Raw genomic sequence first — 22,778 nt, forward strand, 5'->3', positions numbered from 1 at the left:
AGGAGATACCCCAATGAGTGAGTCCAGCCTGCGCCTGGTGTGGGTGTACCCCGATCTGCTGAGCACCTACGGCGACCAGGGCAACGCGCTGGTGGTGGAGCGCCGGGCGCTCCAGCGCCGGGTCCCGGTGACCCGGGTGGACGTCCGCTCCGACCAGGCCGTTCCGACCTCCGGCGACATCTACCTGATCGGCGGCGGCGAGGACCGCCCGCAGCGGCTCGCGGCCGAGCGGCTGCGCCGCGACGGCGGCCTGAGCCGCGCGGTGTCCAACGGCGCGATCGTCTTCTCGGTGTGCGCCGGCTACCAGATCCTCGGCCACGAGTTCGTCAACGACCTCGGCCGCCCCGAGCCGGGCCTCGGCCTGCTGGACGTGGTGAGCACCCGCGGCGAGGGCGCCCGCTGCGTCGGCGACGTGCTGGCCGACATCGACCCCCGGCTCGGCCTGCCGCCGCTCACCGGCTTCGAGAACCACCAGGGCGTGACCCACCTCGGCCCGACCGCCCGCCCGTTCGCCCGGGTCCGGATCGGCCGCGGCAACGGCACCGGGGACGGCACCGAGGGCGCCTTCAACGACACCGTGTTCGGCACGTACATGCACGGCCCGGTGATGGCCCGCAATCCGCACATCGCCGACATGCTGATCAAGCTGGCGCTGGACGTCAACGCGCTGCCGCCCACCGACGACCGGTGGTACGACGCGCTGCGGGCCGAGCGCATCTCGGCCGCGGAGCAGCAGCCCGCGTGACCTCGCGGGCCCGCCGTCCGTACCCTGTCGGGGTACGGACGGCAAGCCGCCGGTAAAACGTCTCCCGGAGTTCGGTCAATCGTCAGGTGTCCGCAGTGCGGTCGCCGTGGAGGGCACGGTACGGGGATCGGTAAGCTTGCGGTGATCCATCCGGACGACGTGGTCCGGCCGTCCCGACGAGTCGCGGGAGTAACGAGAGCAATGCGTATTGGTGTGCTGACCAGCGGCGGCGACTGCCCCGGGCTGAACGCCGTCATCCGGTCCGTCGTGCACCGCGCCGTCGTGGACCACAATGACGAGGTCATCGGCTTCCACGACGGGTGGAAGGGCCTGCTCGAGTGCGATTACCGCAAGCTCGACCTGGACGCCGTGAGCGGCATCCTGGCGCGCGGCGGCACCATCCTCGGCTCCTCCCGCGTGCAGCCCGCGCACCTGCGCGGCGGCGTGGAGACGGCGCGCGGCCATGTCACCGACCTGGGCCTGGACGCGATCATCCCGATCGGCGGCGAGGGCACCCTCAAGGCGGCCCGGCTGCTGTCGGACGCGGGCCTGCCGATCGTCGGGGTGCCCAAGACGATCGACAACGACATCGCCTCGACGGACGTCACCTTCGGCTTCGACACCGCCGTGACCGTGGCCACCGAGGCGCTGGACCGGCTGAAGACCACCGCCGAGTCGCACCAGCGGGTGCTGATCGTCGAGGTCATGGGCCGGCACACCGGCTGGATCGCGCTGCACTCGGGCATGGCCGCGGGCGCGCACGCGATCGTGGTGCCCGAGCGGCCCTTCGACATCGCCGAGCTGGCCGCCGTGGTGGGCAAGCGCTTCGAGGCGGGCAAGAAGTTCGCCATAGTGGTCGTCTCCGAGGGCGCCAAGCCGCGCGAGGGCACGATGGACTTCACCGCCGGCGTCACCGACGTCTACGGCCACGAGCGCTTCACCGGCGTCGCCAACCAGCTCTCCGTCGAGCTGGAGGAGCGGCTCGGCAAGGAGGCCCGGCCCGTCATCCTCGGTCACGTGCAGCGCGGCGGCACGCCGACGGCGTACGACCGGGTGCTGGCGACGCGCTTCGGCTGGCACGCCGTGGAGGCCGTGCACAGCGGCCGGTTCGGCATGATGACCGCGCTGCGCGGCACCGACATCACGCTGGTGCCGCTCGCCGAGGCGGTGCAGCACCTCAAGACGGTGCCCGCCGAGCGCTACACCGAGGCCGAGTGCGTCCTGTGACGCGCTGAGCCGCGACGACGACCGCGGTCCGCCCCCGCCCGGAGCACCGGGCGGGGGCGGTTCTACTCTGGTGCGGGCACATCGGTCGAAACGGCCGGCTGCCGCTCGGCGCGACGGAGGAGTGACGGATGGACCACGGTGGGCACGGCATGCACATGGACCTGCCGCCGTTCACCCTCGGCCGGGGGCTCGCCGTCACCGGCGGCGACCCGTGGTTCGCGGCCGGCTGCGCGCTCGCCCTGGTGCTCTACGGCTGGGCGGTGCTGCGGCTGCGGCGGCGCGGGGACGCGTGGGCGGTGGGCCGTACGGTCTCCTTCACCGTCGGGGTGCTGACGATCGCCGTCACGATGTGCACCCGGCTCGACGACTACGGCATGGTCATGTTCAGCGTGCACATGGTGCAGCACATGATCCTCAGCATGCTCTCGCCGATCCTGCTGCTGCTCGGCGCGCCCGTGACCCTCGCGCTGCGCGCGCTGCCGACCGCCGGCCGCGGCCGCACCGGTCCGCGCGAGCTGCTGGTCAAGCTGCTGCACAGCCGCTACGTACGGGTGATCTCGCACCCGGCGTTCACCATCCCGCTGTTCGTCGCGAGCCTGTACGCGCTGTACTTCTCGCCGCTGTTCGACTCGCTCATGCGGCACAGCTTCGGGCACACCGCGATGATGGTGCACTTCCTGGCCGTGGGGCTGCTGTTCTTCTGGCCGATCATGGGCGTCGACCCCGGGCCGCACCGGCCGGGCTACGTGCTGCGGATGCTGGAGCTGTTCGCCGGGATGCCCTTCCACGCCTTCTTCGGCATCGCGGTGATGATGGCGAGCGAGCCGCTGGTGAGCACGTTCAAGCACCCCGCTGCCTCGCTGGGCATCAACGCGCTGGACGACCAGACGGCGGCCGGCGGCATCGCGTGGGCCTTCAGCGAGATCCCCTCGGTCGTGGTCCTCATCGCGCTGCTCATCCAGTGGTACACCTCCGAGCAGCGCCAGGCGCGGCGCAAGGACCGCGCCGCGGACCGGGACGGCGACGCCGAACTGGTCGCGTACAACGCCTACCTGGCCTCGCTGGAGTCGCGCGGCCGCGGCTGAGCCCGGCTCCCCCGGCCCGCTTCGGACCCGCTCCCGGCCCGCTCCTCCGGCTCAGGACGCCGGGAGGTGGGCGGCGAGGCCGGTGACCATCAGGTCCATGCCGAACTCGAAGCGCTCGTCGCCGACGTCGCGGGCCAGCTCCGCCGTCATGCCGGTCAGCATCGGGAAGCGGTCCGGCGGCAGGGCGCCGATGTAGTCCTCCAGCCGGGTGGCGATCTCCGGGCCCTTCCCGCCGCTCCTGGCGTGGTGGGCGCGGGTCGCCTCCTCGGCGGCGATGCCGCTGACGTACAGGCTCAGCGCGTCCACCGCGTACGCGCACACCTGCTTGGGCAGTCCCGCGGCCGCGAGGACGGCGAGCATCCCCTCGCTGATCACGGTGACGCTCTCGCCGGTGGGCACGCCGATCTCCGGGAGCAGCCGGGCCAGGTCGCCGTGCGCGACGAGGGCGCGGCGGGAGTCCCGCATGACGTCCTTGATCTGCTCGCGCCAGCGCCCCGCGTCCGGCTCCGGGCACACCACCGCGGCCAGCACCCGGTCCAGGACCAGGGCGATCATCTCCTCGCGGCCCGAGACGTGCGCGTAGAGCGACGCCGGGCCGGTGCCCAGTTCCTGGGCGACCCGGCGCATGCTCATCGCCTCGACGCCCTCGGTGTCGATCACGTGCAGCGCGGCGGTCACGACCGCCGCACGGGTGAAGGTGCGGCGCGGGGCGGACCTGCGCGGGCGCTCCCAGGGCAGGGCGGGGGCACCGGTCGGCTCGGTGGGCTGCGGCACGTACTCCTCCTGCGGGTGCTGATGGGTTCACCGTAGCCGAAACGAACGCCGTTCGCGAGATACGAACATTGTTCTTGACACGAACATCGTTCGCCCGTAGAACGGTGTTCGTCGCCGAACGAACACCGTTCGCGCAGTGCCCGCCCGCAGCGAGAGAGAGCGAAGGACCGCCATGACCACACCCACCACGGACCGCCAGGTCCCGGGCAGCGGCATACGGGACCGTGCCGCCGACGGCAGCAGAAGCAGCAGCCGGCTGCGCTGGCTCGGCCTCGCCGTCGTGCTCGCCGTCGAGGTGATGGACCTGCTGGACGCCACGATCGTCGGGGTCGCCTCCCCCGCCATCCAGGCCGACCTCGGCGGCAGCTCCACCCGGATCCAGTGGATCGCCGCCGCCTACACCCTTGCCTTCGCGGTGCTGATGATCACCGGTGCCCGGCTCGGCGACATCGTGGGGCGCCGCCGGATGTTCCTGACAGGCGTCGCGGGCTTTGGTCTGTGCTCGCTGCTGTGCGCCTGCTCCGGCTCGGCCGGGATGCTCATCGGGATGCGCGCGGCGCAGGGCGGCTTCGCCGCGATGATGGTGCCGCAGGGCCTCGGACTGATCCGGGAGCTCTTCCCGCCCGAGGACCTCGGCGCGGCCTTCGGCGTCTTCGGTCCCGTCATGGGCCTCGGCGCGGTCGCCGGACCGGTGCTCGGCGGCTACCTCACCGACGCGGACGTACTCGGCACCGGCTGGCGCGCGGTCTTCCTGATCAACCTGCCGCTCGCGCTCGCCGCCTTCGTCCTCGCCCTGCGGGTGCTGCCGGAGAGCAGGGCGCCGCACTCGCCGCGGCTCGACCTGCCGGGCGTCGCCCTGCTGAGCACCGCGGTGCTGATGCTGGTCTACCCGCTGGTCCAGGGCCGCGACCTGGGATGGCCGCTGTGGTCGTACCTGCTGATGGCCGGGTCGCTGCCGGTCTACGCGGTCTTCGCCCGCCACCAGGGCTGGGTGCGGCGGCGCGGCGGTTCGCCCCTCGTCGAGCCCGGCCTCTTCCGGCACCGCGGCTTCACCGGCTCGCTCGCCGTCGGGCTGGTCTTCTTCGCCGGGATGACCGGGCTGATGCTGGTGGTGCCGCTGTACCTCCAGTACGGGCTCGGCTTCAGCGCGCAGCACGCCGGGCTGACCATGATCCCCTGGGCGCTGGGCGCCGCGGCCGGGGCGACGCTGTCCGGGGCGTGGCTGGGGCAGAAGTACGGGCGGGCCGCGCTCCAGGGCGGGCTGCTGCTCGCCGCGGCCGGGATGGCCTCGGTGGCGCTCACCGTGCACGCCGCGGGCACGCCGGGCGGCTGGCAGCTCGCGCCCTCGCTTCTGGCGAGCGGGATCGGCCTGGGCATGGTGATGGCGCCGTTCTTCGACATCGCGCTCGCCGGGGTGTCGGACGAGGAGGCCGGATCGGCGTCCGGGGTGCTCAACGCGGTGCAGCAGCTCGCCGGTTCGGTGGGCGTGGCGGTGCTGGGCACGGTCTTCTTCTCCAACGCCGGGCAGCACGGCACGGGCGGGGCCCTGGAGACGGTGACGCTGGTCGCGGCCGCCGCCCTCGCCGCCGCCGCGGCGGTGGCCCTCCTGATGCCGCGCCGGGCCGCGCACTGACGGCACGGAGGTACGGGCCCGGCTCCACGGGGGAGCCGGGCCGCGGCACGTCCGGGACCGGGCGCCGTACGGCCGTACGGTGCCCGGCCGGGAGTCGGCGGCCGCGCTGGTCGGTACGGGCGCGCGGGCACTACTCTGCCGGGGCGCCGGGTGGACCGGCCGTGCGGCCCCGGAGCACCGGGCCCGCCGTCGAGGGGGAGGCTGCCCGTGTTCTACCGGGTGCTCAAGTACGTCATTCTCGGGCCCTTGCTGCGGATGTTCTTCCGGCCCCGTATCGAGGGCGCCGAGAACATCCCGGAGTCCGGCGCCGCCGTCATCGCCGGCAACCACCTCTCCTTCTCCGACCACTTCGTGATGCCCGCGATCCTGCCGCGCCGCATCACCTTCCTGGCCAAGGCCGAGTACTTCACCGGGCCCGGCCTCAAGGGGCGGCTGACGGCGGCCTTCTTCCGCGGGGTGGGCCAGATCCCGGTGGACCGCTCGGGCGGCAGCGCCTCGCAGTCCGCGATCGACGCGGGGCTCGGCGTGCTGCGCCGTGGCGAACTGCTCGGCATCTACCCCGAGGGCACCCGCTCGCACGACGGGCGCCTCTACCGCGGCCGGACGGGCGTCGCGGTGATGGCGCTGCGCGCCCGTGCCGTCGTCGTGCCGTGCGCCATGATCGGTACCTTCGAGCTCCAGCCGCCCGGCCGCAGGCTGCCGCGGCTGGGCCGGGTCACCATCCGGTTCGGCGAGCCGCTGGACTTCGGCCGCTTCCACGGCATGGAGGGCGAGCGGCACGTGGTGCGGGCGGTCACCGACGAGATCATGTACGCGATCATGGAGTTGTCCGGCCAGGAGTACGTCGACCGCTACGCGGGCGAGGTCAAGGCGGAGACGCAGGCGCAGAAGGGCTCCGGCTCGCGGCTGCGCCGCGGTTCCGGCACCGGCTCCTGACCGCGCGGCCGACGGACCGTCAGCCGGCCCCCGATTCCGGTTCGCGCGGCGGCACTCCGTCCCCGTAGGGTCGGGAACCGTGAGCGCACGACTGCGGAACATCGCGATGGAGAACCAGCGGTTCGTCGAGGACGGCGGCTACCCCGGGCCCGGCGGGCGGTGGGTCGGCCTCGGCGCCGTCGAGGCCGCGGCCGCCGGCACCCGGATGTTCGGCCCCGACCCGGTCCCCGTGCCCGAGACGGCTCCCGGGCCCGGCGCCCGCTGCACGGTCACCGGCGAGGACAGCCTGGCGGCCGCGCACCGGCTGGTCTCGGCGGGCGGCGGCCCCGTGGCGGTGCTGAACTTCGCCTCCGCGCGCAACCCGGGCGGCGGCTACGTCAACGGGGCGCAGGCGCAGGAGGAGGCGCTGTGCCGGGCCTCGGCGCTCTACTCCTGCCTGCTGCGCGCCCCCGGCTACTACGCCCACCACCGCGCGCACCGCGACCCGTTCTACTCGCACCGGGTCATCCACTCCCCCGCCGTGCCGGTCTTCCGCGACGCGCGCGGCGCGCTGCTGGACGAGCCGTGGGCGGCCGGCTTCCTCACCTCGCCCGCGCCCAACGCCGGGGTCATCGCGCGCACCCTGCCGGAGCGCACCGGCGAGATAGGCCCCGCGCTCGACGCGCGCGCCGAGCGGGTGCTGGAGGTGGCGGTCGCCGAGGGCTACCGGCGGCTGGTGCTGGGCGCGTGGGGCTGCGGCGTCTTCGGCAACGACCCGGCGCGGGTGGCGGAGGCCTTCGCCGTCCTGCTGCGGCCGGGCGGGCGGTTCGCACGATCGGTCGACGAGGTCGTCTTCGCCGTCCTCGACCGCCGCTCCGACTCCCCCACCCGCGCGGCCTTCGCCGCCGCTTTCGGCGCCACGCACGTCTGAGCCCCCGTCACCGAGCCCCTTCCCGTACCCCGAGCGAAATCCAGGCGGTCATGAGCGAGATCCAGCAATCCCCGCAAGCGGCGCCACAGCCGGACGAGCACGCCACCTACCACCGGCTGCTCGCGCTGCTGGAGGCGGAGGGCGCCGGCCACCGGATCGTCGAGCACGCCCCGGAGGGCGCGACCGAGCTGGTCAGCGCGCTGCGCGGGAACACGCTCGCGCAGGCGGCGAAGTGCATCGTGGTGATGGTCAAGGTCGGCAAGAAGACCACGCGCTATGTGCTCGCGGTGGTGCCCGGCGACCGGCGGGTCGACCTCGGCGCGGTCAAGGCGCTGCTGTCCGGCACGTACGTCTCCTTCGCCTCGCGCGACATCGCCGAGCGGCTCGCGGGCAGTGTGAGCGGCACCGTGCTGCCCTTCTCCTTCGACGAGAAGCTGGAGCTGATCGTCGACCCGGGGCTGCTGGAGCACGACACGCTCTACTTCAACGCCGCCCGGCTGGACCGCTCGCTGGCGCTCCCGGTGAAGGACTACGTGCGGATCGCCGCGCCCCGCGTCGAGGCCATCGCGCTCTGACGGCGCCGGACACGCCGCGGGCCGCCGCCCGCACCCGCGCGTGGGCGGGGGTGCGGGCGGCGGCCCGATGAACGGCCGTACGCGGTGCGCCGGTTACGGCACGGGGGTGGCGTGCGGGCCGCACACCACGTCCTGCCGGTCCAGCGTGCCGTGCAGCAGGTAGTCGTCGACCCGGGAGTTGATGCACGGGTTGACGAGGTTGGTCACGCCGTGCGAACCGGCGCCCTGCTCGGTGATCAGCCGCGACCCGGTGAGCCGGCGGTGCGTCTCCAGCGCGCCGGTGTACGGGGTGGCGGCGTCCCTGGTGCTCTGGACGATCAGCACGCCGGGCAGCCCGCGGTGACCGCGGACGTCGACCGGGGTCTGCTGCTTGACCGGCCAGGTGGCGCACGGCAGGTTCATCCAGGCGTTGGACCAGGTCAGGAACGGGTACTTCGCGTTGAGCGCGGTGTTGTCCCGGTCCCACTTGTGCCAGCTGGTCGGCCACTTGGCGTCGGTGCACTCGACCGCGGTGTAGACGGCGTTGCCGTTCTCGCCGCTGGTGTTGCCCGCGGTGTCGGACGGGTCGGGGGCCGCCGCGTCCAGCATCGCCTGGGTGTCACCGGCCTCGTAGGCGCTCCACACCCCGGCCACGGTCGCCCACGTGGAGTCGTAGTACGGCGCGTTCTGGAAGAAGCCGAGCAGCTCGTTGGGGCCGACGACACCGCCGATCGGGTGCGCCTTGGCCGCGGCGCGCAGCGCCTCCCACTTCGCCTCGACCTGGGCGACGGTGCTGCCCAGGTGGTAGACGGAGTCGTACTTGGCGACCCAGGTCTCCCAGTCGTTCCAGCGGCCCTCGAAGGCGATGTCCTGGTCCAGGTTGTTCTGGTACCAGACCTGGTCGCGCGACGGGTTGACCACGCTGTCGATGATCATCCGGCGCACGTGCGTCGGGAAGAGCGTGGCGTAGACCGAGCCGAGGTAGGTGCCGTAGGACACGCCGAGGTAGTTCAGCTTGTCCTCGCGCAGCGCGGCCCGGATGACGTCCAGGTCGCGGGCGGTGTTCGGGGTCGTCATCTGGGAGAGCATCGCGGCGCCGGTCCGCTCCAGGCAGCCGGCCGCGTACTCGGCGGCCAGCTTGCGCTGGGCCTGCTTGTCGGCGTCGCTGTCCGGCACCGGGTCGGCCTTGGGCGCCTGGGCGTAGTCCGCCGGGTCCTCGCAGGAGATCGGCGCCGAGTGGCCGACACCGCGCGGGTCGAAGCCGACGAAGTCGTACGCCTTGGCCGTCTTGGTCCACAGCGGGGCCGCGGTGGTGAGCCGCACCGGGAAGCGCAGGCCGGAGCCGCCGGGGCCGCCCGGGTTGTAGATCAGCGAACCCTGGTGCTCGGCCTTGGAGCCGGTGGCGACGGCACGGTCGACCGCGAGCTTGACGGTGGCGCCGAACGGCTTGCGGTAATCGACCGGTACGGTGACCCAGCCGCACTGCACGGGGGTGGCGAGCCCCCAGCCGGCCGGACAGTCCGCCCAGCTGACACCGGTGCGCCAGGCGTTCGCGGCGGCGATGGCGACGCCGGCCGACTCCGGCACGGTCACCTGGGACGGCGTGCCGTGGTGCGCGGGTCCCGCGGTCGCGGCCGGGGCCGCGGCGACGACTCCGGCGATCAGGGCGCCGGTGGAGACGAGCACGATGGTGCGTCTCACGTCGAAACTCCCCCTCTCCTCCGTGGCTTGTGGCCACGGTGATCACTGTGATCAGAAGCGAATCCTTTCCCCTGTGGAGCTGCTGTGAACAGGCTGGGAGAGTGATTCTTCATCAAAGCGTGATTTCCGCCCGGCAGGGTGCGGTCCGACCGGGTGACGGCACGTCATCGCCCCACGCGGCCGGGCGTGTTCACCGCCCCGACGCCTCCGCCAGTGTCGCGGCCGCGGCGGTGAAAGCCGCGCGCGGACCCGCGGAGGTGAGCAGCAGGCCGGGGCCCGCCAGCTCGGTGAGCGAGGTCAGCGGCGGCAACGCGGCGGCGGGCGGCGGCTCGGGCGCCGGCACGACGAGCAGCTGGCCGAGTGTGCGGTACGGGCCGAGGACGGCGGGCCCGTCCCAGCCGGGCGGCGCCCCGGGTCCGACGTCCAGCTCCTGGTCGAGCAGCGGGCGGCCGCCGTACGTGACGGTGAGGCGGGTGCGGAGCCTGCCGGGCGGCTCGGCGTGCCGGCCGAGCACCAGTTCCTCGCGCAGCACCAGCCGGGCGCCGGGGGCGAGGACGACCCGGGTCGTCATCCGCAGGTCGCTGCCGCACGCGGCGATCAACGGCTCGGGCAGCCAGTGCAGTTCGGCGTCCGCGCCGACCGTGAGGCGTACGTCGTAGTGCGCGGGCCGGCCGTCGCGGCCGGGCAGCGAGACGGTCGCGGCGGACGCGTCCACGAGCAGCCGCGCACCGGCGGCCGCCTCGGCCTCGATCCGCAGCCGGTCGCCGCCGAGCGGCGCGCTCATGGCCCCCACGACCGTGACCCGCGCCCATCCCTCCCGCTCGGCGCGGGTACGCCGCAGCGCCAGCGGCCCGCCCCCGGCGAGCAGCGGCAGCACGGTGCCGCCCCGCCCGTCCCCTTCCGCGCGGATCCGCGCGGTGGCACGGACCGCACCCGCCGAACCGGCACCCCCGGTGGCGCCCCCGCCCGCGGCCCGGCCGGTCCCCGCCGTCCGGACGGGGGCGGCGGACGCGGGCACGGGCCGGTCCGCCCCGGTCTCGGGCGCGGGGCCGTGCGCGCTGCCCGCGGGGGCGGAGGCGGTGGTCGAGGTCATGCGGTCCAGGCCGCGAGGCGCTCGCCGACCCATGCGGCGACCGGGGCGATGCCGTCGCCGCGTGCGACGGAGGTGAAGACGACCGGCAGCGCGCCGCGCTGGGCGGCGGCGTCGCGGGCCATCCGGTCCAGGTCGGCGCCCACGTGCGGGGCGAGGTCGGTCTTGTTGACGACCAGCAGGTCGGCGGTGGTCACCCCGGGACCGCCCTTGCGCGGGATGTCGTCGCCGCCCGCGACGTCGATCACGAAGATCTGCGCGTCGGCCAGGCCCCGGGAGAAAGTCGCGGTGAGGTTGTCGCCGCCGGACTCGACGAGCACCAGGTCCAGCGGCCCGACCGCGTCCTCCAGGTCCTCGACGGCTTCGAGGTTGGCGGAGATGTCGTCGCGGATCGCGGTGTGCGGGCAGGCCCCCGTCTCGACGCCGACGATCCGCTCGGGCGGCAGCACCGCGTTGCGCAGCAGGAAGTCGGCGTCCTCGCGGGTGTAGATGTCGTTGGTGACGACACCGATGGCGAAGCGTTCGCGCAGCACCCGGCACAGCGCGGCCACGGTCGCGGTCTTGCCGGAGCCGACCGGGCCGCCGAGCCCGATCCGCAGCGCGCGGCGGCGGCCGTCGGGGCGCAGCGGCTCGGCGGAGTGGGAGTGCCGCTGGGGATAGACCTCGGGGTGGTCACGGTGCATGAGGGGCTCCGGGGGTCAGGAGGCGAACAGCCGTACCGGCCAGGCCGCGTGCTGCTCGGCGGCGATGTCCGGCAGCGGTGCGGAGGCGGCGGGCAGGGCGGTCGGGCCGTGGGTGCGGGCGCGTTCGGCGGCGCGGGCGGCGTCGTCGGCGACGGCGTCGATGTGCGGGGTGAGGGCGGCGAGGACTCCGGCGGCGTGGAAGGGGTCGAGGCCGAGCAGCCGTACGGCCGCCCCGGCCGGGCCGGTCACGGCCTCGTACGCCGCCGCGCGGGCGGCGTCGGCGGGGCCCAGACCGGCGGCCCGCGCGACCAGGCCCAGCACGACGGGCTGGTGGGCGCCGCGCGGCCGGGCAGCGGCGAGTTCGTCCAGCGCGGCGGAGGGCCAGGTGGCGCGGGCGGCCCGGGTGAGCTGGCGGCCCAGCCGCCGGGAGGCGGTGCGCAGCGCGCGCGAGGGCGTCCGGGCGTCGGCCGCGTCGTCGAGGCCGAGCGGGTCGAGTCCTGCGGCCGCCGCCGCGGCCAGTGCGGCGGCGACCAGTCCTGTGGTGTGCAGCCGGCCGCGGCAGTAGTCCGCGAGGCTGTCCGGGTCGTGCACCCGGCCGTCGGCGACGGCGGCCTCGGCGCCGCCGGAGTGCGCGTGGCCGCCGGCCGGGAAGCGGCCGTCGCAGAGCAGCAGCAGGGCGGCGAGGGCTCCGGTGCCCGCGGGCGCGGGCGCGTCGGTCGTCATGGCGGCTCAGAAGAGGAAGTAGCGCTGGGCCATGGGCAGTTCGGCGGCGGGTGCGGCTTCCACCGGTTCGCCGTCGATCGTGACCGTGAAGGTGTCGGGGTCGACGCGCACGTCCGGCAGCGCTTCGTTGCCGCGCATGTCGGCCTTGGTGACGGACCTGGTGCTGCGGGCGGCGGCGAAGGGCTTGGCGAGGCCTAGCCGTTCGGGCAGCCCGTCGTCGAGCGCGGCCTGGGTGACGAAGGTGACGGAGTTGGCGGCGGGCGCCGCCCCCGTAGCGCCGAACATCGGCCGGGGCAGCACGGGCTGCGGGGTCGGAATGGAGGCGTTGGCGTCACCCATCTGGGCGTACGCGATCTGTCCGCCCTTGAGCACCAGGTCCGGTTTGACGCCGAAGAAGGCGGGGTCCCACAGCACCAGGTCGGCGAGCTTGCCGGGCTCCACGGAGCCGATCTCGTGGTCGAGGCCCTGGGCCACCGCCGGGTTGATGGTGTATTTGGCGACGTAGCGGCGGGCCCGGTGGTTGTCGGCGGGGCCGTCGCCGGGCAGGGCGCCGCGGCGGCGCTTCATGACGTGCGCGGTCTGCCAGGTGCGCAGCGCGATCTCGCCGATGCGGCCCATGGCCTGGGAGTCGGAACTGATGATGCTGATCGCGCCCAGGTCGTGCAGCACGTCCTCGGCGGCGATGGTGGACGGGCGGATGCGGGACTCGGCGAAGGCGAGGTCCTCGGGCACCGCGGGGTTGAGGTGGTGGCAGACCATCAGCATGTCGAGGTGCTCCTCGACGGTGTTGACGGTGTGCGGCCGGGTCGGGTTGGTGGACGACGGCAGCACGTTGGGGTGCGCGACGACGGTGATGATGTCGGGCGCGTGCCCGCCGCCCGCGCCCTCGGTGTGGTAGGCGTGGACACCGCGCCCGGCGATGGCGGCGAGGGTGTCCTCGACGAATCCGGCCTCGTTGAGGGTGTCGGTGTGCAGCGCGAGCTGCGCCCCGGACTGCTCGCAGACCCGCAGGCACGCGTCGATCGCGGCGGGTGTGGCGCCCCAGTCCTCGTGGATCTTGAAGCCGAGCGCGCCCGCCCGCAACTGGGCGTGCAGCGCGTCGGGGTTGACGGTGTTGCCCTTGCCGAGCAGCCCGACATTGACCGGGAAGTCCTCCAGCGCGGCGAACATCCGCGCCAGGTGCCAGCCGCCGGGGGTGACGGTGGTGGCCTTGCTGCCCTCCGCGGGGCCGGTGCCACCGCCGAGCACGGTGGTCACGCCGGAGGAGAGGGCCTGCGGTATCAGGGTGGGCGAGATGAAGTGGACGTGCGCGTCGATCGTCCCGGCGGTGAGGATCCGGCCGTTGCCCGCGATGATCTCGGTCTCCGGGCCGATGACGAGGTCGGGGTGGACGCCGTCCATGGTGTCGGGGTTGCCCGCTTTGCCCAGGGCGGTGATCCGGCCGTCACGCAGCCCCACGTCGGCCTTGACGACGCCCCAGTGGTCGAGCACGACGGCCCCGGTGATCACGGTGTCCGGCGCGCCCTCGGCGCGGGTGGTGCGGGCCTGGCCCATGGACTCGCGGATGACCTTGCCGCCACCGAACACGGCCTCGTCCCCGGCGAGTCCGGGACCGCCGGCGAGGTCGCGCTCGATCTCGATCAGCAGGTCGGTGTCGGCGAGCCGGATGCGGTCGCCGGCCGTGGGGCCGTAGAGGTCGGCGTAGCGGGGGCGGGCGAGTTCAGCCATCGAGGGCTCCGGCGACCTGGCCGCGCAGCCCGGGGACGACCCGGGCGCCGGCGATCGGCACCAGCGCGACCTCGGCGGGGATGCCGGGCTCGAAGCGCACGGCGGTGCCGGCCGGGACGTCCAGCCGCAGCCCGCGGGCGGCGTCCCGGTCGAAGTCCAGGCCGGGGTTGGCCTCGGCGAAGTGGTAGTGGGAGCCGACCTGGACGGGCCGGTCGGCGGTGTTGAGCACCGTGAGCCGGGTGACCGGGCGGCCGGCGTTGAGTTCGACGGGCGCGTCACCGTACACGATTTCCCCCGGGATCATGCCGCCTCCTCAGACGATCGGCTCGTGGACGGTGACGAGCTTGGTGCCGTCCGGGAAGGTGGCCTCGACCTGGACGTCGTGGATCATCTCGGGGACGCCGTCCATGACGTCCGCGCGGGTCAGGACGGTGCGGCCGGTGCGCATCAGCTCCGCGACACCGCGTCCGTCCCGCGCGCCCTCCAGGATGTGCGCGGTGATGAGCGCGACCGCCTCGGGGTGGTTGAGCCGCAGCCCGCGGGCGCGGCGCCGCTCGGCCACGTCGGCCGCGACATGGATGAGCAGGCGTTCCTGCTCGTGAGGGGTCAACCGCACCGCCGCACCTCGCCATCTCCGGCCCGTTTCCGGGCAGTTCGGGGCCTGGGGCGCGAGGTTACGGCGGCGGCGTTTCGGGCGCGTTAACCCCTGTTACGGGCGGCGGTCACCCGGGGTGGGCCCGCGGTGCTCGGCGACGATGCCGAACCTGCGGCGTTCGCCCGTGGCGGACGGGGGCGTGGCCGCGGTGGTGACCGCGACGATCGGCCGCTCGTCGGCGGCGGCGTCGAGATCGCGCAGTCGTTGCAGGTCAGCGGCCGACACCAGGGCCACCAACGGCTTGCCGTGCCGGGTCAGCACCACCTGCTCACCGCCGTAGACCACGCGGTTGATGAGCTCGGCGAGCTCGGCTCGCGCTTGTGTCACCGGGACGTCATGGGTCATGCTCCCCATCATAACGACCTGTACGTCCTGTACATTTTGTACGCACGGAGGTGCCCGCATGATCCGTCCCACCGCCCGCTACGTGCTCCCGGAGTTCACCGAGCGCAGCAGCAGCGGCACCCGCACCACGGACCCGTACTCCAAGCTGCTCCAGGAACGGATCGTGTTCCTGGGTACCCCGATCGACGACACGTCGGCCAACGACGTGATGGCGCAGCTGATCCACCTGGAGAGCGCGAGCCCGGACCAGGACATCCACCTGTACATCAACTCGCCGGGCGGATCCTTCTCCTCGATGACCGCGATCTACGACACGATGCAGTACGTCACCTGCGACGTCGCGACCGTCTGCATCGGGCAGGCGGCGTCGGCCGCGGCGGTGCTGCTGGCGGCCGGGGCGCCGGGCAAGCGGATGATCACCCCGTACGCCCGGATCCTGATCCACCAGCCGTCGCTGGGCGACGTGGTGCAGGGCGACGTGTCGGACCTGGAGATCCAGGCGGACGAGCTGCTGCGCACCCGGGCGAAGCTGGAGGCCCTGCTGATGCGCCACACCGGGCGCGACCCGGAGCAGATCCGGACGGACATCGAGCGTGACAAGATCTTCGACGCCGCGGCCGCCGTCGAGTACGGCCTCGCGGACCGGCTGACCAACAGCCGCAAGACCAACGGCCCGGCGACCGGCGCGCGGTGAGGCCGGTGCGCCCGGAACCGCCGCCGCTGCCCGCGCTCACCCGCTCCGAGGGCGAGCTGATCGACTGCTACCTGGAGGTCGTCGACCTGCTCGGCCGCGTCAACCCCTCGCGGACGGCCGACACCTACGGGGCGCTGCGCGCCGCGCAGGCGCTCGTCGGGCGGGCGCTGGCGCTGCGCGAGGCGCTGACGGTGATGCACCTGCGCGGCGAGACCGAACTCCACCACGCCACGCTGGGACGGGCGCTGCGGGTGCTGGACGGCGAACGCCGGTCCTCGCTCGCGGTGGTGGCGCCCGAGCCCGAGCCGCCCGCGCCGTAGTACCCGCCGCGCGGTGCCGGCCGCCGGGCCGCCGGACCTGCCGCGCCGTCACTCAGCGGCGCGGCCCTCCCCTTGTCGGCCGAACCGCCCCTCATCCCGTCGGCCCAGCGGCGCGGCGTCGGCAAGAAGCGCCGCGGTTGCGCGGCCACCTTCGGGGTGCGGGTCAAGAGTGCAGGTCACAGCGGTCTGCGTGAGCGGCGGCCACCGGAAGGGAGCAGCGCCGCCACCCGGTCGGAGCAAGCGTGACGAGGGTCACACCGGGCGTTTCCGACCGGGTACGGGCGTGCCGTGTGCGTCACGATCCGTGGTGACGACAAGCCCCCGCCGCCGTGGCGGGGCGGTCCGCACGGACGCCGAGTCCCGCCGGCGTGCGGATGCCAGGTCGACACGAGTGCAACGGCGGGAGCGGAGGACCCACGCACGACGGGGCCGGGCCCGGCATCACGGGACCGCCCCTTGGGGTGAAGCCGCAGCACGCGGCCGGGCATCTTCGCCTGCCCGAACCCGACAGGTCATCCTTCGCAGGCCGACGACGAAGGGTTGCGCATGACCGCGCCTGTCGCACGTTCCGCATCCGCACGTTCGGCGTCCGCACGGCTGTCCCGGCTCGGGGCCGCGTCCGTGCTCACCGCCGCCGCCGTTGCCGTACCGTCCCTGCTGCCCGGCGCCGTCCAGCAGGCCGAGGCTGCGACGACGGGGGTCCGGGCGCTCGGGGTGGCCGCCTCCAAGAAGGGCTCCCTCTACCAGTGGGGCGCCACCGGGCCCTCCCGCTTCGACTGCTCGGGCCTGACCCTCTACTCCTTCCGCAAGGCCGGCAAGCGCCTGCCGCGCACCGCCGCCGCGCAGTACCGCAGCATCCGGCACATCTCCGCGTCCTCCCGGCACATCGGCGACCTGGTCTTCTTCCACAGCGGGTCGTCCGCGTCCTCGGTCTACCACGTCGGCATCTACGCGGGCGGCGGCGAGATCTGGCACGCCCCGAAGACCGGCGCCCGGGTCCGGCTGGAGCACATCTGGACCCGCAGCGTCTGGTACGGGCGGGTCTGACCGCCCGCGGGCGCGGGCTCAGCCGACCGGGACGGCCCAGGGCAGCATGATCCAGACGGTCTTGCCGCCGTCGTCGGTCGGGGTGACCCGCAGGCTGCCGCCGGACTCGGCGGTCAGGTGCCGGATGATGACCAGCCCGCGGCCGTTGTCCTGCTGCTGCGGGCACACCGTGGCCTGCCGCGGCCAGCCCGGATGGCTGTCGGTGACGCCGATGTGCAGCTGCTCGGACCGCTCCAGGCGTACGTCGACGGTGAAGGTCGGCGACAGGCCGGAGGTGTGCAGCACGGCGTTGGTGGCCAGTTCGGACACGATCAGGCGCACGGTGTCGACGGCCGGGGCGCCCGCGGGCAGTCCCCAGTCGGAGAGCAGCGCGCAGACGTACCGCCTGGCCGCCGTCACCGAGGCGGGTTCGCTCGGCAGGGTGACGGACGCTTCCTGAAGATCTGCCATGGCGACGCTTCCCTTTCCCGCCGTGACCTGGCTCCGGTGCGCACCGTGCGGCAGCGGGGCGGGAATTGGGCCGCCCTCCCACGCGCCGGGTTCGCGCCAGAATGCACTCATCGTGCCGCCAATGCGGGCGCCGCACAGCGGTCTGCATATATCTGTCGCTCAAAACGGTGAACTCTGCCGCGGGAGAACGCACATGGTCGGCAGACTGTCGTATCGGGGAGAAGAGGACAGAACGCGACCGGCAGCCGTATTGCCGCGAACGGGACTCATGAAGGCCCGTGCGGCGGCGCGGGCAGCACCGCCAGGAAACCCGGTGGCCCGCAGGACGGCGGGCGCCGCAGCGAGGAGGCCGAGAGGACATGGAACGAGTGCCCGCCGTACGCCGGCGCCGACTCGGCGCGGAACTGCGCCGGTTGCGCGACCTCGCGGGGCTCACCAGCGGGGAGGCCGCCCAGCGGGTGGGGTGGCACCAGTCGAAGGTGAGCCGCATCGAGACCGGCCACAGCAGCGTCCGCGCCGAGGACGTCAACCTGCTGCTCGACGCCTACTCTGTACGTGACCGCGATGTTCGCGACCTGCTGCACACCCTTGCCGGACACGGCCACCAGCGCGGCTGGTGGCACGACTTCCGCGAGGTCCTGCCGGTGGAGTACCGCGACTTCATCAGCCTGGAGACGGGCGCCACCCGGGCCAGGTCGCTGGAGACCACGGTGGTGCCGGGCCTGCTCCAGACCCCCGGTTACGCCCGCGCGCTGACCCGCGACGTGCTGCCCCAGCTGAGCCCGCGCGAGGTCACCGCGCTGGCCGAGGTGCGCATCGCCCGGCAGGCGGTGCTGCTGGAGCAGAACCCGCCGCTGGAGCTGAGCGCGGTGCTCGACGAGGCGGTGCTGCGCCGCGGTGTCGGCGGGCCGGAGGTGATGGCCGGTCAGCTGCGCTGGCTCGCCCGCGCGGCCGAACTCCCGCAGGTTTCCCTGCAGGTGCTGCCATTTGCCGCGGGCGGGCACATAGGGGTGACGGGGTCTTTCGTCATCTTCTCCTTTCCGCGCATTGCAGATCTGGACGTGGTTGTTCTCGACCATCTGACGGGTAGTCTCTGTGTCGATCGGAAAGAAGACATCGCCGCTTACACCGCCGCGTTCGCCCGATTGTGTGATCGCGCGCTCCCCTGTGCGGAATCGGCTGCGATGATCACGGAAATCGGGACGGAGTTCTCGCGGTTGCAGCGGCGCACTAAGGAGGCACCGACAGCATGACTGCGCGAATCCCGGCGGCTCACGAGCCGCACGCCCACGTTCCGTCCAGCCTGGCGCTGGACGTCGCCTGGCGGCGCAGCAGCCACAGCACGGCGGCGAACAACTGCGTCGAGACGGCCAGGCTGGCCACCGGGCCGGTGGCGGTCCGCGACTCCAAGGACACCGCCGGACCGGCCCTCCTCTTCCCGCCGGGGGCGTGGACCTCGTTCGTGGAGGCCGTCACCACGGGGGCGCTCACGGCCCGTTAGCCTCGCCGAGCACCGGCAGATCCGTACCCGGCGGGTCCGTCAGGCGCGGACCGCCCCGGCCGGCGCGGTCGCGACGATCGTGCCGGCCGCCGCCGCGATGTCGGCCGGGGACAGCGCCGCGTTGGCCGTCACCCGCAGCCGGGAGATGCCGTCGGGGACGGACGGCGGGCGGAAGCAGCCCACCGCGAGCCCCGCGGCACGGCAGTCGGCGGCCCATCGCACCGCGGCCGCGGGCGAGGGGGCGCGGACCGAGACGACGCACGCGTCCGGCGCCGTCGCCTCCAGCCCCGCGGCGGTGAAGCGGCGGTGGAAGTCGCGGGCCGCGCCGAGAGCGCGGTCCGCCCGCGCGGGCTCGCGCCGCAGCAGCCGCAGGGCGCCGAGGGCGGCCCCGGCGGCGGCCGGTGCGAGCCCGGTGTCGAAGATGAACGTCCGCGCGGTGTTGACCAGATGGTCGACGACGGCCGCGGGGCCCAGCACCACACCCCCCTGGGAGCCCAGCGCCTTGGACAGCGTCGCGGTGCACACCACGTCCGGGGCGCCCGCGAGGCCCGCGGCGTGCGCGGAGCCGCGCCCGCCCGGCCCGAGGACCCCGAGCCCGTGCGCGTCGTCCAGCAGCAGCGCGGCCCCGTGCCCGCGTGCGGCGGCGGCGAGCGCGCCCAGCGGCGCCGCGTCGCCGTCCACCGAGAAGACGGTGTCGCTCACGACGACGGCCCGCCCGGCGTGCCCGCCGAGGGCCTTGCGCACGGCGGCGGGGTCGGCGTGCGGGACGACCTCGGTGGCCGCCCTGGACAGCCGGCAGCCGTCGATGAGCGAGGCGTGGTTGGCCGCGTCGGAGACGACGAGACCGCCCGGCCCGGTGAGCGCGGTGACCGCCGCGAGGTTGGCGGCGTAGCCGGAGGCGAGCACGAGTGCGGCCTCGAAGCCGGTGAAGTCGGCCAGTTCCGCCTCCAGTTCGGCGTGCAGCGCGGTGCTGCCGGTGACGAGCCGGGAGCCGGTGGCCCCGGCGCCCCACCGCACGCACGCCTGCGCGCCCGCCGCGGTGACCTCGGGGTGCAGGCTCAGGCCGAGGTAGTCGTTGCCGGCGAGGTCGAGCAGGTCCGGTTCCGCGGCCCGCGGCCGCAGTTCGCGGCGCAGGCCCGCGGCCTCGCGGACGGCGGCCTGCTCGGCGATCCAGCCGAAGGGGCCGGGATGCCCGGCGGCGGGCGGTGTGCTGGTCACGGCGGTCCTTCGGGGTCCGGGGTGCGGTTGGGGCGCGGGGCCCGCCGGAGAGCGGCGCCCGCGGCGAGGGGCCTCACCCTGCAACGTACTGGCCCGCAATCGGGCACAGGGTGTGGTGATGCACACACCCGCGGCCACCGCTGTTGTACGGTCCGTCCTTGGCTCGGGGCGGCCGGGTAGGCGAGTATCCCCTCATGGATCTGCTGACCGCACTGGTGGACAAGGGGCTGCGCCGCGAGCTGCCCACCCGGGACGAGGCGCTCGCCGTACTGGCGACGTCCGACGACGAGCTGCTCGACGTGGTGGCCGCGGCGGGCCGGGTGCGCCGAAAGTGGTTCGGCCGCCGGGTCAAGCTCAACTACCTGGTCAATCTCAAGTCCGGGCTGTGCCCCGAGGACTGCTCGTACTGCTCGCAGCGGCTCGGCTCGCAGGCCGGGATCCTCAAGTACACCTGGCTCAAGCCCGAGCAGGCCGCGGCCGCGGCGAGCGCCGGGGTGGCGGGCGGCGCCAAGCGGGTGTGCCTGGTGGCGAGCGGGCGCGGGCCCACCGACCGCGACGTGGACCGGGTCTCGGAGACCATCGCCGCCATCAAGGAGCAGAACGGCGAGGTCGAGGTGTGCGCGTGCCTGGGCCTGCTGACGGGCGGCCAGGCCGACCGGCTGAAGGCGGCCGGCGCGGACGCGTACAACCACAACCTCAACACCTCGGAGGGCACCTACGGGTCCATCACCACGACGCACACGTACGCCGACCGGGTGGACACCGTGCAGCAGGCCCAGGCGGCCGGGCTCTCGGCGTGCTCCGGGCTCATCGCGGGCATGGGCGAGAGCGACGCGGACCTGGTGGACGTGGTGTTCGGGCTGCGCGAGCTGGACCCGGACTCGGTGCCGGTCAACTTCCTGATCCCCTTCGAGGGCACCCCGCTGGCCAAGGAGTGGAACCTGACCCCGCAGCGCTGCCTGCGGATCCTGGCGATGGTCCGGTTCGTGTGCCCGGACGTGGAGGTACGGCTCGCGGGCGGCCGCGAGGTGCACCTGCGCACGATGCAGCCGCTCGCCCTGCACCTGGTCAACTCGATCTTCCTGGGCGACTACCTCACGAGCGAGGGCCAGGCCGGCCAGGCCGACCTGGACATGATCGCGGACGCCGGCTTCGAGGTGGAGGGCGCGGACACCACGACGCTGCCCGCCCACCGCTCCGCCGGGCTGTGCGGCGCGCACGACGGCGGCTGCGGGGGCTGCGGCGACACCGCGTGCGCCGACGCCCACGGGGAAGCGCCCGCGGCGGCGGAGGAGGCGGCCGCACCGGCCGTGCCGGGCGCGCGCACGGACCTGGTCGCGGTACGCCGCCGGGGCGCGGGAACGGACCTGCCGCCCAATGCCTGAGCCCGCGCCCACCGGCCCGGACCTGCCCGCCGAGGTGCTCCTCGACCTGGACCGCGAACACGTCTGGCATCCGTACGGGCCGATGCCCGGCCGCCAGGAACCGCTGGTCGTGGCGTCGGCCGAGGGCGTACGGCTGCGGCTCGCCGTGCCCGCGCAGGGGCGGGACGAGCTGGTCGACGGCATGTCCTCGTGGTGGTCGGCGATCCACGGCTACCGGCACCCGGTGCTGGACGCGGCCGTGCGCGACCAGCTCGGGCGGATGAGCCATGTGATGTTCGGCGGCCTCACCCACGAGCCCGCCGTCCGGCTCGCCGCCCGGCTGGTGGAGATCACGCCCGAGCCGCTGCGGCACGTCTTCCTGGCCGACTCCGGCTCGGTGTCGGTCGAGGTCGCGGTCAAGATGTGCCTGCAGTACTGGCGTTCGCTCGGCCGCCCCGAGAAGCGCCGGCTGCTGACCTGGCGCGGCGGCTACCACGGCGACACCTGGCAGCCGATGTCGGTGTGCGACCCCGAGGGCGGCATGCACCACCTGTGGTCGGGGGTGCTGCCCGAGCAGGTCTTCGCCGAGCAGCCGCCGCCCGGCTTCGACGCCGACCCGGACCCGGCCTACGCCGGGCGGCTGCGCGCACTGGTCGCACGGCACGCGCACGAGCTGGCGGCGGTCGTCGTGGAGCCGGTGGTGCAGGGCGCGGGCGGCATGACCTTCCACTCCCCCGGCTATCTGCGGGTGCTGCGGGAGGCGTGCGACGAGCACGGGGTGCTGCTGGTGCTCGACGAGATCGCCACCGGCTTCGGCCGCACCGGAACGCTCTTCGCGGCCGGGCACGCCGGGATCGCGCCCGACGTGATGTGCGTCGGCAAGGCGCTGACCGGCGGGTATCTGACGATGGCGGCGGCGCTGTGCACCACCGCGGTCGCCGAGGGCATCTCCCGCGGCGAGGTGCCGGTGCTCGCCCACGGCCCGACCTTCATGGGCAACCCGCTGGCCGCCGCGGTCGCGAACGCCTCGCTGGACGTGCTGCTCGGGCAGGACTGGGCGCAGCAGGTCAAGCGGATCGAGACGGGCCTGCGCGACGGCCTCGCACCGGCCGCGGAGCTGCCCGGCGTACGGGACGTACGGGTGCTCGGCGCGATCGGCGTGGTGCAGCTCGACCACGAGGTGGACATGGCCGCCGCGACCCGCGCCGCGGTGCGCGCCGGGGTGTGGCTGCGGCCCTTCCGCGACCTGGTCTACACGATGCCGCCCTACGTGACCGGCGACGAGGACCTGGCGCGGATCTGCGCCGGGGTGCGGGACGCGGCCCTGGCCGGGTGACCTCCCCCGGGGGCCGCGGGCAAACGGGTGACTGCCGGGTGAAAACCTGCCGGAAGCCG

Annotated in this window: 25 protein-coding genes and 1 riboswitch; of the genes, 14 read left to right on the forward strand and 11 right to left on the reverse strand. The window is 74.1% G+C overall.

What is annotated here, in order from left to right; all coding sequences use genetic code 11:
- The first annotated feature begins 13 nt into the window (after positions 1 to 13).
- The 3 genes from ACH4PY_RS30705 (at position 14) to ACH4PY_RS30715 (ending at position 3,057) form a co-directional block, all read left to right on the forward strand.
- Positions 14 to 745: a type 1 glutamine amidotransferase gene (locus ACH4PY_RS30705; protein WP_398190233.1), complete on the forward strand. Its 732-nt coding sequence runs from the start codon at positions 14 to 16 to the stop codon at positions 743 to 745.
- A gap of 201 nt (positions 746 to 946) precedes the next feature.
- Complete coding sequence (locus ACH4PY_RS30710) at positions 947 to 1,972, forward strand: 6-phosphofructokinase (protein ID WP_398190236.1); 1,026 nt, start codon at positions 947 to 949, stop codon at positions 1,970 to 1,972.
- A 128-nt stretch (positions 1,973 to 2,100) separates the two neighbouring features.
- Positions 2,101 to 3,057, forward strand: a complete 957-nt coding sequence (locus tag ACH4PY_RS30715) for a cytochrome c oxidase assembly protein (RefSeq protein ID WP_398190239.1) — start codon at positions 2,101 to 2,103, stop codon at positions 3,055 to 3,057.
- A gap of 51 nt (positions 3,058 to 3,108) precedes the next feature.
- Here the strand turns inward: ACH4PY_RS30715 and ACH4PY_RS30720 are convergent, their stop codons facing one another.
- The gene (locus tag ACH4PY_RS30720; protein WP_398190242.1) at positions 3,109 to 3,831 is read right to left on the reverse strand and encodes a TetR/AcrR family transcriptional regulator; all 723 of its coding nucleotides are present in this window, start codon (positions 3,829 to 3,831) and stop codon (positions 3,109 to 3,111) included.
- Between the two features lie 172 nt (positions 3,832 to 4,003).
- Between ACH4PY_RS30720 and ACH4PY_RS30725 the strand changes: the two genes are divergently transcribed.
- The 4 genes from ACH4PY_RS30725 (at position 4,004) to ACH4PY_RS30740 (ending at position 7,885) form a co-directional block, all read left to right on the forward strand.
- The gene (locus ACH4PY_RS30725) at positions 4,004 to 5,464 is read left to right on the forward strand and encodes an MFS transporter (RefSeq protein ID WP_398190245.1); all 1,461 of its coding nucleotides are present in this window, start codon (positions 4,004 to 4,006) and stop codon (positions 5,462 to 5,464) included.
- A gap of 207 nt (positions 5,465 to 5,671) precedes the next feature.
- A complete protein-coding gene (locus ACH4PY_RS30730) occupies positions 5,672 to 6,400 on the forward strand; it encodes a lysophospholipid acyltransferase family protein (protein WP_398190249.1) in 729 nt (242 codons plus the stop codon).
- A 79-nt stretch (positions 6,401 to 6,479) separates the two neighbouring features.
- The gene (locus ACH4PY_RS30735; RefSeq protein WP_398190252.1) at positions 6,480 to 7,310 is read left to right on the forward strand and encodes a TIGR02452 family protein; all 831 of its coding nucleotides are present in this window, start codon (positions 6,480 to 6,482) and stop codon (positions 7,308 to 7,310) included.
- A 50-nt stretch (positions 7,311 to 7,360) separates the two neighbouring features.
- Entirely contained in the window at positions 7,361 to 7,885 is a 525-nt protein-coding gene (locus ACH4PY_RS30740) for a YbaK/EbsC family protein (protein WP_398190255.1), read from the forward strand.
- A gap of 93 nt (positions 7,886 to 7,978) precedes the next feature.
- Here the strand turns inward: ACH4PY_RS30740 and ACH4PY_RS30745 are convergent, their stop codons facing one another.
- From ACH4PY_RS30745 to ACH4PY_RS30780, 8 genes are all read right to left on the reverse strand, one after another.
- Entirely contained in the window at positions 7,979 to 9,565 is a 1,587-nt protein-coding gene (locus ACH4PY_RS30745) for an alpha/beta hydrolase (RefSeq protein WP_398190259.1), read from the reverse strand.
- Positions 9,566 to 9,755: 190 nt separating this feature from the next.
- The gene (locus tag ACH4PY_RS30750) at positions 9,756 to 10,658 is read right to left on the reverse strand and encodes an urease accessory protein UreD (protein ID WP_398190263.1); all 903 of its coding nucleotides are present in this window, start codon (positions 10,656 to 10,658) and stop codon (positions 9,756 to 9,758) included.
- Positions 10,655 to 11,338: an urease accessory protein UreG gene (gene ureG, locus ACH4PY_RS30755; protein WP_398190266.1), complete on the reverse strand. Its 684-nt coding sequence runs from the start codon at positions 11,336 to 11,338 to the stop codon at positions 10,655 to 10,657. The genes ACH4PY_RS30750 and ureG overlap by 4 nt, the downstream gene beginning before the upstream one ends.
- Positions 11,339 to 11,353: 15 nt before the next feature.
- Positions 11,354 to 12,061, reverse strand: a complete 708-nt coding sequence (locus ACH4PY_RS30760; RefSeq protein WP_398190269.1) for an urease accessory protein UreF — start codon at positions 12,059 to 12,061, stop codon at positions 11,354 to 11,356.
- A gap of 6 nt (positions 12,062 to 12,067) precedes the next feature.
- Positions 12,068 to 13,789, reverse strand: coding sequence for an urease subunit alpha (locus ACH4PY_RS30765; RefSeq protein ID WP_398190272.1), 1,722 nt, complete (start codon positions 13,787 to 13,789; stop codon positions 12,068 to 12,070).
- Positions 13,782 to 14,093, reverse strand: coding sequence for an urease subunit beta (locus tag ACH4PY_RS30770; protein ID WP_398190276.1), 312 nt, complete (start codon positions 14,091 to 14,093; stop codon positions 13,782 to 13,784). The genes ACH4PY_RS30765 and ACH4PY_RS30770 overlap by 8 nt, the downstream gene beginning before the upstream one ends.
- A 9-nt stretch (positions 14,094 to 14,102) precedes the next feature.
- Complete coding sequence (locus ACH4PY_RS30775; RefSeq protein WP_031513448.1) at positions 14,103 to 14,405, reverse strand: urease subunit gamma; 303 nt, start codon at positions 14,403 to 14,405, stop codon at positions 14,103 to 14,105.
- Positions 14,406 to 14,498: 93 nt separating this feature from the next.
- The gene (locus ACH4PY_RS30780; protein ID WP_398190281.1) at positions 14,499 to 14,789 is read right to left on the reverse strand and encodes a type II toxin-antitoxin system Phd/YefM family antitoxin; all 291 of its coding nucleotides are present in this window, start codon (positions 14,787 to 14,789) and stop codon (positions 14,499 to 14,501) included.
- A 58-nt stretch (positions 14,790 to 14,847) separates the two neighbouring features.
- Here ACH4PY_RS30780 and ACH4PY_RS30785 point away from each other — a divergent pair, with 58 nt between their 5' ends.
- The 3 genes from ACH4PY_RS30785 to ACH4PY_RS30795 all read left to right on the forward strand — a co-directional run bounded on the left by ACH4PY_RS30785 (position 14,848) and on the right by ACH4PY_RS30795 (position 16,850).
- A complete protein-coding gene (locus ACH4PY_RS30785; RefSeq protein WP_398190284.1) occupies positions 14,848 to 15,483 on the forward strand; it encodes an ATP-dependent Clp protease proteolytic subunit in 636 nt (211 codons plus the stop codon).
- 5 nt (positions 15,484 to 15,488) lie between these two features.
- Complete coding sequence (locus tag ACH4PY_RS30790; RefSeq protein ID WP_398190288.1) at positions 15,489 to 15,803, forward strand: hypothetical protein; 315 nt, start codon at positions 15,489 to 15,491, stop codon at positions 15,801 to 15,803.
- 370 nt (positions 15,804 to 16,173) lie between these two features.
- A riboswitch (cyclic di-AMP (ydaO/yuaA leader) is annotated at positions 16,174 to 16,346 on the forward strand.
- Between the two features lie 3 nt (positions 16,347 to 16,349).
- Positions 16,350 to 16,850: a C40 family peptidase gene (locus ACH4PY_RS30795; protein ID WP_398190291.1), complete on the forward strand. Its 501-nt coding sequence runs from the start codon at positions 16,350 to 16,352 to the stop codon at positions 16,848 to 16,850.
- Between the two features lie 18 nt (positions 16,851 to 16,868).
- Here ACH4PY_RS30795 and ACH4PY_RS30800 read toward each other — a convergent pair whose 3' ends face one another.
- Positions 16,869 to 17,300: an ATP-binding protein gene (locus ACH4PY_RS30800; RefSeq protein ID WP_398190295.1), complete on the reverse strand. Its 432-nt coding sequence runs from the start codon at positions 17,298 to 17,300 to the stop codon at positions 16,869 to 16,871.
- 359 nt (positions 17,301 to 17,659) lie between these two features.
- Between ACH4PY_RS30800 and ACH4PY_RS30805 the strand changes: the two genes are divergently transcribed.
- Together ACH4PY_RS30805 and ACH4PY_RS30810 are read left to right on the forward strand one after the other, a co-directional pair.
- Positions 17,660 to 18,553 carry a helix-turn-helix domain-containing protein gene (locus ACH4PY_RS30805; RefSeq protein WP_398190298.1) on the forward strand — a complete coding sequence of 298 codons (894 nt, stop codon included), beginning with the start codon at positions 17,660 to 17,662 and terminating at the stop codon, positions 18,551 to 18,553.
- Positions 18,550 to 18,801, forward strand: a complete 252-nt coding sequence (locus ACH4PY_RS30810; RefSeq protein ID WP_398190301.1) for a DUF397 domain-containing protein — start codon at positions 18,550 to 18,552, stop codon at positions 18,799 to 18,801. The genes ACH4PY_RS30805 and ACH4PY_RS30810 overlap by 4 nt, the downstream gene beginning before the upstream one ends.
- 39 nt (positions 18,802 to 18,840) lie before the next feature.
- Here the strand turns inward: ACH4PY_RS30810 and ACH4PY_RS30815 are convergent, their stop codons facing one another.
- On the reverse strand, positions 18,841 to 20,019 hold the full coding sequence (locus ACH4PY_RS30815; RefSeq protein WP_398190306.1) for an 8-amino-7-oxononanoate synthase: 1,179 nt from the start codon (positions 20,017 to 20,019) through the stop codon (positions 18,841 to 18,843).
- A 194-nt stretch (positions 20,020 to 20,213) separates the two neighbouring features.
- Here ACH4PY_RS30815 and bioB point away from each other — a divergent pair, with 194 nt between their 5' ends.
- Together bioB and ACH4PY_RS30825 are read left to right on the forward strand one after the other, a co-directional pair.
- Complete coding sequence (bioB, locus tag ACH4PY_RS30820; protein WP_398190309.1) at positions 20,214 to 21,404, forward strand: biotin synthase BioB; 1,191 nt, start codon at positions 20,214 to 20,216, stop codon at positions 21,402 to 21,404.
- A complete protein-coding gene (locus ACH4PY_RS30825) occupies positions 21,397 to 22,719 on the forward strand; it encodes an adenosylmethionine--8-amino-7-oxononanoate transaminase (protein WP_398190312.1) in 1,323 nt (440 codons plus the stop codon). Before bioB ends, ACH4PY_RS30825 begins: the two co-directional genes overlap by 8 nt.
- The last annotated feature ends 59 nt before the right edge of the window (positions 22,720 to 22,778 follow it).

Origin of the sequence: Streptomyces sp. NPDC021224 (genome assembly GCF_044332905.1) — a bacterium.
GTDB lineage: Bacteria > Actinomycetota > Actinomycetes > Streptomycetales > Streptomycetaceae > Actinacidiphila.

Coding starts and splice junctions, on each gene's coding strand:
- ACH4PY_RS30705 (WP_398190233.1), top strand. CDS start 14: ATGAGTGAGTCCAGCCTGCGCCTGGTGTGGGTGTACCCCGATCTGCTG.
- ACH4PY_RS30710 (WP_398190236.1), top strand. CDS start 947: ATGCGTATTGGTGTGCTGACCAGCGGCGGCGACTGCCCCGGGCTGAAC.
- ACH4PY_RS30715 (WP_398190239.1), top strand. CDS start 2,101: ATGGACCACGGTGGGCACGGCATGCACATGGACCTGCCGCCGTTCACC.
- ACH4PY_RS30725 (WP_398190245.1), top strand. CDS start 4,004: ATGACCACACCCACCACGGACCGCCAGGTCCCGGGCAGCGGCATACGG.
- ACH4PY_RS30740 (WP_398190255.1), top strand. CDS start 7,361: ATGAGCGAGATCCAGCAATCCCCGCAAGCGGCGCCACAGCCGGACGAG.
- ACH4PY_RS30750 (WP_398190263.1), bottom strand. CDS start 10,658: ATGACCTCGACCACCGCCTCCGCCCCCGCGGGCAGCGCGCACGGCCCC.
- ureG (WP_398190266.1), bottom strand. CDS start 11,338: ATGCACCGTGACCACCCCGAGGTCTATCCCCAGCGGCACTCCCACTCC.
- ACH4PY_RS30760 (WP_398190269.1), bottom strand. CDS start 12,061: ATGACGACCGACGCGCCCGCGCCCGCGGGCACCGGAGCCCTCGCCGCC.
- ACH4PY_RS30765 (WP_398190272.1), bottom strand. CDS start 13,789: ATGGCTGAACTCGCCCGCCCCCGCTACGCCGACCTCTACGGCCCCACG.
- ACH4PY_RS30770 (WP_398190276.1), bottom strand. CDS start 14,093: ATGATCCCGGGGGAAATCGTGTACGGTGACGCGCCCGTCGAACTCAAC.
- ACH4PY_RS30780 (WP_398190281.1), bottom strand. CDS start 14,789: ATGACCCATGACGTCCCGGTGACACAAGCGCGAGCCGAGCTCGCCGAG.
- ACH4PY_RS30785 (WP_398190284.1), top strand. CDS start 14,848: ATGATCCGTCCCACCGCCCGCTACGTGCTCCCGGAGTTCACCGAGCGC.
- ACH4PY_RS30795 (WP_398190291.1), top strand. CDS start 16,350: ATGACCGCGCCTGTCGCACGTTCCGCATCCGCACGTTCGGCGTCCGCA.
- ACH4PY_RS30800 (WP_398190295.1), bottom strand. CDS start 17,300: ATGGCAGATCTTCAGGAAGCGTCCGTCACCCTGCCGAGCGAACCCGCC.
- ACH4PY_RS30805 (WP_398190298.1), top strand. CDS start 17,660: ATGGAACGAGTGCCCGCCGTACGCCGGCGCCGACTCGGCGCGGAACTG.
- ACH4PY_RS30810 (WP_398190301.1), top strand. CDS start 18,550: ATGACTGCGCGAATCCCGGCGGCTCACGAGCCGCACGCCCACGTTCCG.
- bioB (WP_398190309.1), top strand. CDS start 20,214: ATGGATCTGCTGACCGCACTGGTGGACAAGGGGCTGCGCCGCGAGCTG.
- ACH4PY_RS30825 (WP_398190312.1), top strand. CDS start 21,397: ATGCCTGAGCCCGCGCCCACCGGCCCGGACCTGCCCGCCGAGGTGCTC.